We start from the raw sequence: 7,500 nt of genomic DNA on the forward strand, positions 1-7,500 counted from the left end.
GGAAGGCGTAGCGGTCGCCGCGCACCCAGTAGTTCACGTAGGACACCCGCCGTGCCCCGCTGTAGGTGGTGCGCCGCAGCAGGAAGGACGCCGTGCCGAGGGGCACGCGCAGCAGGTCGGCTTCCTCCTGGCGCAGATTGACCGCCTCCAGGTTCTGCTCGACGCGGCTGAGCGGCACGCCCAGGCTGACCATCACCTCGTGGATGCTCTCCAGGCTGAGGTTGTGGTCGAGCAGGCTGGGCACCAGGGCGGCGCTGATGTAGCGTTTCTCGATCACCAGCGCCTCGTCGCCCGCCATGCGCAGGCGGTGGATGAAGATCACCGGGTCGCCCGGCTGAAGTTGCAGCACCAGGGCGATCTCGGGCGTGGCCTCGATCTGCATGGCCCGCAGCACGGTGGTCCGGTGATCGGGATGCCGCGCCCATTCCTTGAAGGGCCGCACCCGGAACATGCCCTGCCGGAAGCGTTTGCCGGTGGGAAAGGTCCCGGCACCCTGCACGCGGTAGACGTAGCCCTCGCGTTCCAGCTCGTCGATCGCGCGGCGGGCGGTCATGCGCGAGACCTCGAATTCACGCGCCAGTTGCGGTTCGCTGGGAAGGGGCAGGCCCTCCGGGTAATGGCCGCCCAGCAGACGGTCTTTCAGTGTGGTTTTGATAAGTGGGTACTTCGCCATGCATCCCTCCGGACCCGCCGCAGTTGTGGGGGCCTTTGGACGCTCATCTTAGGGTTTGTGTCCGGGGTACACAAGGCTCCCCGCCCTGTGACGTGGCATGAGACAACAGCTCAGCCCCCGATATGCGACATCTCGACCTTGCGCTCACGGGTGTTCTCGCCGCGTTCCTCGCTGTAGCGGTCGCGGCGGCCCTGCCAGACACCCGCGATCACGTCGCGCACCTCGGTGTCACTGGCCCCGGCCCGCAGCGGGGCACGCAGGTCGGTGCCGACGCCCGCGAACAGGCAGGTGTACAGCACGCCCACCGCCGAGAGCCGCGCCCGCGAGCAGTCGCCGCAAAAAGGAGCCGTGACGCTGCTGATCAGACCGATCTCGTGCCCGCCCGCGTCCACGTGGCGGGCGGCCACCTCGCCCCGGTAGTTGGGGTTCACGGGCTGGAACTCTCCGCCCGTCCCGTCGGCCCCTTCTCCGGCCGCGCTGAGCCGCGCCAGCACCTCGCGCGAGGGCACCACCGCGTCCAGGTTCCAGCCGTTGTGGTTGCCCACGTCCATGAACTCGATAAAGCGCACGACGGCAGAGTCGCGCAGCGCCAGCCAGAGGTCGCGCAGCCCCGCATCGTTCACGCCGCGCTGCACCACCGTGTTCACCTTCACGCCCAGCCCGGCCTGCAAGGCGGCCTCGATCCCGTCCAGCACACGCTGCGGCTGAACTTTCAGCCCGTTCATCCGCCCGAACACCTCCGGGTCGAGGCTGTCGAGGCTGACCGTTACGCGGTTCAGCCCGGCGGCCTTGAGATCGCCGGCGAGGCGGGGCAGGAGCAGGCCGTTGGTGGTCAGGGCCACGTCCTGCACGCCGTTCATCCGGCTCAGGCGGGCGATCAGGTCGGGCAGGTCGCGGCGCAGCAGCGGTTCCCCCCCGGTGATCCGCAACTTTTGCACCCCCAGCGCCACAAAGGCGCGGGCCAGGCGCTCGATCTCCTCGAAGGTCAGCAGTTCGGCGCGGGGCAGGAAGGCATAGTCGGGGCCGAACACGTCGGCGGGCATGCAGTACGTGCAGCGCAGGTTGCAACGGTCGGTCACGCTGACGCGCAGGTCACGCAGGGGACGGCCCAGCCGGTCGAGAAGCACCCCCCTACCATACGCGCAGCCGGGCGCCGCGTTGGCGAACTGGGGCACCCTCCGGCCACCCGGCCTGTTCCCCACCCGGCGACGTGAGCTTCAGAGCATGGGTCAAAAAGAAGTTCTCTTGTTGACCGAGCGGGCGGGCGTTCTACCCAAGACAGCGAGTGAACTCGGGAGAGCGTTCGGGCCTCGCCAGGCTGCGGAGCAGAGAATGGCGGCGTTGGAGGTGCTTTCCCCAGGGCGGCGTCATTCGGACAAAGGCGCTAGCCCCCGGTTCATCGATTCTGCTTCCGGCCGCCCCCACCTTCTGTTCTGGGGGCGCGGCCCTTTGGACCCGGTTCAGTCCCCTGGCTGGAACACCTTGGCCCCCGGCCGTTGCCCGGCGCTACAGTAAACGGCATCGACAACCCGGCCGCGTCTCAGACGCGCCTTTCTCGCGTTCTCCCACCCGGAGGTTTTCCATGTCCGACCACATCGACAACATGCTGCACGAAAGCCGCGTGATCGCGCCCAGCCCTGAGTTTGCCGCGCAGGCCCGCGTGACCCGCGAGCAGTACGACGAGATGTACCGCCGCAGCCTGGACGACCCCGAAGGCTTCTGGGCGGGCGTGGCGGGTGAACTGGCCTGGATGAAGCCCTGGGAGCGGGTGCTGGACTGGCAGGAACCTCACGCCCAGTGGTTCGTGGGCGGCGAGACGAACATCGCCTACAACGCGCTGGACCGCAACGTGGAGCGCGGCCTGGGCGACAAGACGGCCATCATCTGGGAAGGGGAGGACGGGGAGGTCCGCACCTACACCTATTCGGAACTGCTGCGCGAGGTGAGCAGGGCCGCGAACGCGCTGACGGCGCTCGGGGTCGTGAAGGGCGACCGCGTGACTCTCTACCTGCCGCTGATTCCCGAAGCGGCCATCGCCATGCTCGCCTGTGCGCGCATCGGGGCGGTGCACAGCGTGGTCTTCGGCGGCTTTTCCGTCAGTGCGCTGGCCGACCGCCTGGGCAACGCGCAGAGCAAGGTGCTGATTACCGCCGACGCGGGGCAGCGGCGCGGGGGCCTGGTGAACCTCAAGGCCAACGCCGACGAGGCCGCCGCGCTGGCTCCCAGCCTGGAAAGGATGCTGGTGGTGGACCGGGCGCACACCCACCCACCCATGCGGGAAGGCCGCGACCTCTGGTGGCACGAGGCCCTCGCCGCCGCAAGCGACGAGCATGAGGCCGCGCCGCTGGACAGTGAGCACCCCCTCTTTCTCCTGTACACCTCGGGCAGCACCGGCCAGCCCAAAGGGGTGCAGCACACGACGGGCGGCTACATGGTGGGGACCTACCTCACCACCCAGACCGTCTTCGACCTGCGCGATGACGACATCTACTGGTGCACCGCCGACGTGGGCTGGGTGACCGGGCACTCGTACAGCGTGTACGGCCCCCTGCTGAATGGCGCGACGGTCCTGATGTACGAAGGCGCACCCAACCACCCCGACTGGGGCCGCTTCTGGGACCTGATCCAGCGGCACCGCGTGACCATCCTGTACACCGCGCCCACCGCCATCCGCTCCTTCATGCGCCAGGGCGACGACTTGCCCGCGCGCCACGACCTGAGCAGCCTGCGCCTGCTGGGGTCGGTGGGCGAACCCATCAACCCCGAGGCGTGGATGTGGTACTACCGCGTCATCGGCGGCGAACGGTGCCCGGTGGTGGACACGTGGTGGCAGACCGAGACGGGCAGCATCATGCTGACCACCCTGCCCGGCGCGCACTCCAGCAAGCCCGGCAGCGCGGGCCTGCCGATGTTTGGCGTGGACCCCACCATCATGACCCGCGAGGGCGAGGAACTCGGCCCCGACGACGGTGGCCTGCTCGTCATCAAGCGGCCCTGGCCCGCCATGCTCCGCACCGTCTACGGCGACGACGAACGCTACAAGAAGACCTACTGGGGCGAGATCCCGCACGTCTACTTTGCCGGGGACGGTGCCCGTCGCGACGCCGACGGTTATTTCACGGTGGTGGGCCGCGTGGACGACGTGCTGAACGTGTCGGGGCACCGCCTGGGGACCATGGAGATCGAATCGGCCCTGGTCGCGCACCCCAGCATCGCGGAAGCCGCCGTGGTGGGCCGCCCCGACGAGGTGAAGGGCGAGTGCGTGGTCGCCTTCGTCCTCCCGCAGAGTGGCGCCGAGGTGGACCCGCAGGAACTGCGCACGCATGTCAGCAAGGAGATCGGCGCGCTGGCCCGTCCGGACGCCATCATCGTCGCGGACGCGCTGCCCAAGACCCGCAGCGGCAAGATCATGCGCCGTTTCCTGCGCCAGATCGCCGCCGGAAAGGAGATTCAGGGCGACACCAGCACCCTGGAAGACCCGGCGGTGCTGGAGCGGCTGGCGGCAACGGAGGCGGTGTGAGGGGGAAGGATTAGGGAATGAGGGAAAAGGGGAGAGGGCGCGTCCGTGGGGCGACGCCCTCGCGTTCCTGTTGATGAGAGGTGGAGAGCATGGGGCAGAAGGACGGCCCCCGGGGAAAGCACCCCAAGTGCCTCCCCATGCTCCCGTCAACTGCACTCGCTCCCCCCGGCCAACACAGAACGCCGCATTCTTAGGGCCAATGCTCTAGGACCTGGGGAGCGGCGCTTCTTCCCCCACGGTCACGCCTGCCAGCCGCCGCGCCGCCTCCTCCAGAACCTCCGGCGGCTGCACCAGGGCGAAGCGCACGAAGCCCTCACCCTGCCCCCCGAAGGCGCGGCCCGGGCTGACGGCCACCCCGGTCGTCTCGGCGGCGCGCACGGCGTAGGCCACGCTGTCGGTCAAGCCAGGCACCCGCGCCCAGACATACATGCTCGCCTGGGGCAGGGTCACTTCCCAGCCCAGGGCACGCAGGGCCGGCACCAGGGCGTCGCGCCTCTGCTGGAAGACCTGCGCCCCCGCCCGGCCCACCTCGTCCGGCAGGCCCAGGGCAACGGTCGCCGCACGCTGAATGCCCAGGTACGGGTGAAAATCGACTGCCCCCTTTACCCGGGCCAGGGCCGCCAGGGCCTCCCGGTCCCCCGCCGCGAAGCCCACCCGGAACCCGCCCATGTGGTGCGTCTTGGACAGCGAGTGCAGTTCCACGATGCCTTCCAGCCCGGCCTCCAGGGCGCTGGCCGCGCGGTAGTCCCCGAAGGTCAGTTCGGCGTAGGGGTGGTCATGAATCAGCAGCGTGCCTCTGGAGCGGCACCACGCGGCGGCCTCCTGAAAAAAGGCGGCGTCGGCCACCGCCGAGGTCGGGTTGTTGGGGTAATTGAGCAGCAGGGCGCGGGGCCGGACATCGGCGGGAACGGCACCCAGATCGGGCAGGAAGCCGCGCTCGGGCCGCAGCGGCAGCGTGACCACCCGCAGGCCCGCGATGGCCGACGCTCCCAGGTAGGGCGGGTAGCAGGGGTCGGGCAACAGCAGCGTGTCCCCCGGATCGGTCACTGCCAGCAGCAGGTGAGCCAGGCCCTCCTGCGCGCCGATCAGGGGCAGAACCTCGGTTTCCACCTCCAGCGTCACCCCGAAGCGGCGGTGCAGATACTTCGCGGCGGCCTCCCGCAGGGGACGGGTGTCGCTGAAGAGGGGGTAACGGTAGGTGGCGGGGTCACGGGTGGCCTCGCGCAGCGTTTCCAGCGCCGCCTCCGGGGGTGACTGATCGCTCGACCCAATGCTCAGGTCGATGACACTCCGGCCCGCCGCCCTGGCCCTTTCCTTCGCGGCGTCCATCAGCGCAAATACGCTGCCCGGCACCGCTCCTGCCCGTTTCGAGGCCCACATGTCCGGCAGCCTACAGGACCGCCCTCCTCACCTCCAGCCCGTCCTCAGAAAGCTCATTCTTCTTCGCTGTGGCCCCTTCTCTTGAGGTCGAGATAAGTTCATCAGCAGTTAATCTTGGCAAGTTAAGACGGATGATCAGGTCGGATGAGGTAAAGTTGTTGGGCATCACCTGACACTCATCACACGCTTAGGAGGAAGATATGAAGAAGACCCTGGTTACCGGAATGTTGCTGCTCAGTACGGGTGCCCTGGCAGGTGGCAGCGGGCCTGCCCCGATGCCCGCACCGGCCCCGGCCCCCGCGCCCCAGAGCGCGCCTGCGCCGATCATGCCCCGCGTCAACGTGGTGACGACCGCGCCGGTGGCGGCGTGTGCCCCCGGTGCGTGGGCCAAGGCCGCCATCGATCTGGTGACCCAGAAGGGCTACTTCATCGGCTACCCCGACGGCACCTTCAACTGGTGCAGCGCGATCACCCGGCAGGAAGTGGCACAGGTGCTGGCCCGCGTCATCGCCCAGCTGCCGTCCGGGCAGAGCACGTTCAATCCCGCCGAGCTGGAAACCCTGCGCCAGGGCCTGCAAGAAGCCCTCACGGCGCTGGAAGAACTGCGCGCCCAGGTGGCGCAGCAGCAGCAGGCCATCACGGCGTTGCAGACCCAGATCGCCGACCTGAACGCGGCGCTCCAGGCCCTGCCGGCGGCCTCCGCAGGTGCTGCCGGTCCTCAGGGCGAGGCTGGTCCCCAGGGGCCGCAGGGTGAGCCGGGCGTGGCTGGCCCCGCCGGCCCGGCCGGTCCCCAGGGACCCCAGGGTGAGGTTGGCCCGCAGGGGCCGCAGGGCGCCCAGGGTGAAAAAGGCGAGAAGGGCGATTCCTACGTGCCCCCGGTGCCGCCCTTCCGGTACGGGAACTACATCGGTGCGTCCTACTACGGCATCCTGCAAAACAACGTCGGTTCGATGGCCCGCGTCATGGTCGGCAACGACTCGCTGATCGGCGGCTTCGGGGTGCGCGTGACGGGCGACATCCGGGTCACGGGAAGCACGCCCGGCAACAGCGTCAGCGGCATCGCCACCTACCGCACCAGCCTGGGCCGGGCCGACGGCATCCTGGGTGCGGGCGGCGGCTACAACTTCGACATCAAGAGCACGTTCAGCGAGCTGCTCGTGGGCGTCGATTACCGCCTGACCGACCGCTTCGCCGTCTTCAGCGAGGCGCGCCAGCACTACTACTTCAACGGCAGTGGCCTGAGCATCAGCTCCATCGTGGCAGGCATCAAGTTCCGCTTCTAAAAACTGCGCGGCGGCTTCTGCCGCTTTAGAGGGAGAGGATCTGAGGATCTTCTCCCCTTTTTGTTGAAGGGCCAGTTTCCTGAGAGTGATCTGCCCAGGCGACACCGGGGAGAGTCGCCGGGCAAAGGCGCAACAGGGCTTGGAGCAGTTGCCATAAGAATGCGGTGCGGTTCCGCAGGCGTTGGCCGAGCAAATGCCACAGAACTATGGGGCAGAAGGGAGGCTCCTGGGTTCCTTTGCCCAGGACTTGTCATTCTGCCCCATGCTCTAGGGTCGTGCCCAGACCGGTCACTGATGACGTACAGGAATATAATGAAATGGCACCCTTCTTTATCGACACAGACGAAGGAGGCGCACCGGGAACTGGTCCATGATGCGCCTCCTGGGGTCGTTGAAGAGTGTGTCTATGCCAACGTGCAGAGATAGGTCAAAATCCTGCCCCTACCCTTGTTCTCGATCAGCTGGGCCATGAAGAAAGTGTCCTTACCCGTCTTGAGAAACGTGTAGGACTGAAAGAGTTGTTTTTCCTTGTCGAAGCTGTTCTTGACATTTCCCCCGCGTTGCTGAATCAGCTCCGTCTGTCCGTTATACGTGGCGTTCAGTTTCTCGAGATCACTGAAGGTCGCGGGGCTGATCTCCCGAAC

At 67.7% G+C, this 7,500-nt stretch carries 6 protein-coding genes (1 of these 6 only partly in view); 2 read left to right on the forward strand and 4 right to left on the reverse strand.

What is annotated here, in order from left to right:
• Together DEIPH_RS09225 and moaA are read right to left on the reverse strand one after the other, a co-directional pair.
• Positions 1–673: GntR family transcriptional regulator (locus DEIPH_RS09225; protein ID WP_034357196.1), on the reverse strand; the 673-nt coding region annotated here is incomplete at its 3' end.
• Between the two features lie 110 nt (positions 674–783).
• On the reverse strand, positions 784–1,800 hold the full coding sequence (moaA, locus tag DEIPH_RS09230; protein ID WP_034357199.1) for a GTP 3',8-cyclase MoaA: 1,017 nt from the start codon (positions 1,798–1,800) through the stop codon (positions 784–786).
• Positions 1,801–2,255: 455 nt separating this feature from the next.
• On the opposite strand from moaA, the gene acs reads away from it, so the two are divergent.
• A complete protein-coding gene (gene acs / locus DEIPH_RS09235; protein ID WP_034357202.1) occupies positions 2,256–4,193 on the forward strand; it encodes an acetate--CoA ligase in 1,938 nt (645 codons plus the stop codon).
• A 204-nt stretch (positions 4,194–4,397) separates the two neighbouring features.
• On the opposite strand, the gene DEIPH_RS09240 is transcribed toward acs, so the two are convergent.
• Complete coding sequence (locus DEIPH_RS09240; protein WP_034357204.1) at positions 4,398–5,573, reverse strand: aminotransferase class I/II-fold pyridoxal phosphate-dependent enzyme; 1,176 nt, start codon at positions 5,571–5,573, stop codon at positions 4,398–4,400.
• 200 nt (positions 5,574–5,773) lie between these two features.
• On the opposite strand from DEIPH_RS09240, the gene DEIPH_RS09245 reads away from it, so the two are divergent.
• Positions 5,774–6,856: an S-layer homology domain-containing protein gene (locus DEIPH_RS09245; RefSeq protein WP_081790858.1), complete on the forward strand. Its 1,083-nt coding sequence runs from the start codon at positions 5,774–5,776 to the stop codon at positions 6,854–6,856.
• Between the two features lie 404 nt (positions 6,857–7,260).
• Here DEIPH_RS09245 and DEIPH_RS09250 read toward each other — a convergent pair whose 3' ends face one another.
• Positions 7,261–7,500: the 3' portion of a hypothetical protein gene (locus tag DEIPH_RS09250; RefSeq protein WP_152544879.1), read on the reverse strand. It continues 171 nt past the right edge of the window; only the last 240 of its 411 coding nucleotides appear in the window; its start codon lies off the right edge, out of view; its stop codon occupies positions 7,261–7,263.

Source organism: Deinococcus phoenicis (assembly GCF_000599865.1).
Classification (GTDB): Bacteria; Deinococcota; Deinococci; order Deinococcales; family Deinococcaceae; genus Deinococcus; species Deinococcus phoenicis.

Bases quoted from the DNA above. Each gene is read 5' to 3' on its own strand.
- acs (WP_034357202.1), top strand. From the start codon at position 2,256: ATGTCCGACCACATCGACAACATGCTGCACGAAAGCCGCGTGATCGCG.
- DEIPH_RS09240 (WP_034357204.1), bottom strand. From the start codon at position 5,573: ATGTGGGCCTCGAAACGGGCAGGAGCGGTGCCGGGCAGCGTATTTGCG.
- DEIPH_RS09245 (WP_081790858.1), top strand. From the start codon at position 5,774: ATGAAGAAGACCCTGGTTACCGGAATGTTGCTGCTCAGTACGGGTGCC.